The organism is Helicobacter apodemus, from assembly GCF_000765745.2.
GTDB classification, from domain to species: Bacteria; Campylobacterota; Campylobacteria; order Campylobacterales; family Helicobacteraceae; genus Helicobacter_D; species Helicobacter_D apodemus.
The window spans coordinates 1-965 of record NZ_JRPC02000096.1; the positions used below are offsets into that span (position 1 = coordinate 1).

At 39.6% G+C, this 965-nt stretch carries 1 protein-coding gene; it reads left to right on the top strand.

Annotated features, from left to right (window positions below):
• On the top strand, positions 1–965 hold a 965-nt coding region (locus LS72_RS10525; protein ID WP_138155361.1), incomplete at both ends, for an integrase catalytic domain-containing protein.

Genomic DNA, 965 nt, shown 5'->3' on the forward strand with positions numbered 1-965 from the left:
CAAGCTAAACAAAGAGAGAGAATCTTACAAGACTATGAGAGTGCAAAACTTAGCGGGATAGCGGTGAAGCATTTTATAGAGCTTAAAAATAGGGAGGATTCTACCTTAAAACTCACACAAGGGAAATTGTTTGATTGGCAAAGAAAATATAAAACACAAGGCTTAAGTGGCTTAAGTGATAAAAGAGGCGTTGCAAAGACAGGCACAACCTCACTTCCAGTTTGGGCACAAGAGGAAGCCATAAAAATGTGGCGTGTAATGGGGAGTGGATACCTTAATAGGATGCAGTTATGGAGAGAATTGCATATCATTGCACATACTTATGTGGAGGGATACTCTTATAAGAAGTTTCTAAAGCGCGAGATTGAGCCTTTGTTTTCATTTAATACTCTTAATCGCTTTTTGGATTCCTATCTCAAAGCAAATTCCTTAGAATACACGCTTATCACTTATGGCACAGATAAGACGGATAGCTATAAAGAACCTGCCTATGGAATGCAAAGGGATTTATATACCTTGCCTAATCAGCTTTGGCAAATAGATAGCTCTCCGCTAGATGCTATTGTGCTAGATAATGATGGCAAACAAATCCGCCCGAGCATTCTCTCTGTAATAGATGTGTATAGCGGTAGAAATGTGGCTTATCTTAGTGAAACAAGCGATTCTAATGCAGTAATTCGGCTAATGTGGAAAGCCTTTGAAAGTATGGGTAAGCCTCAAGCAATTCAGTTTGATAATGGAAAAGATTATTTAAGCAACAAAGTGCAAGGGCTGCTAGATGGGCTTAATATTGTCTTTGTGCGAAGTGCAGCCTATAAGGGTAAAGCAAAGGCAGTAGTGGAGAGGAGATTCCGCACCATTCAAGGAAGCTATATCACTGCTATTACTAGCTATATCGGTAGAAATGGGAATGAGAGAAGTGCTAGAGAGCAACAAACCCCTAAGAAAGAGAGAAAAAGCAAAGA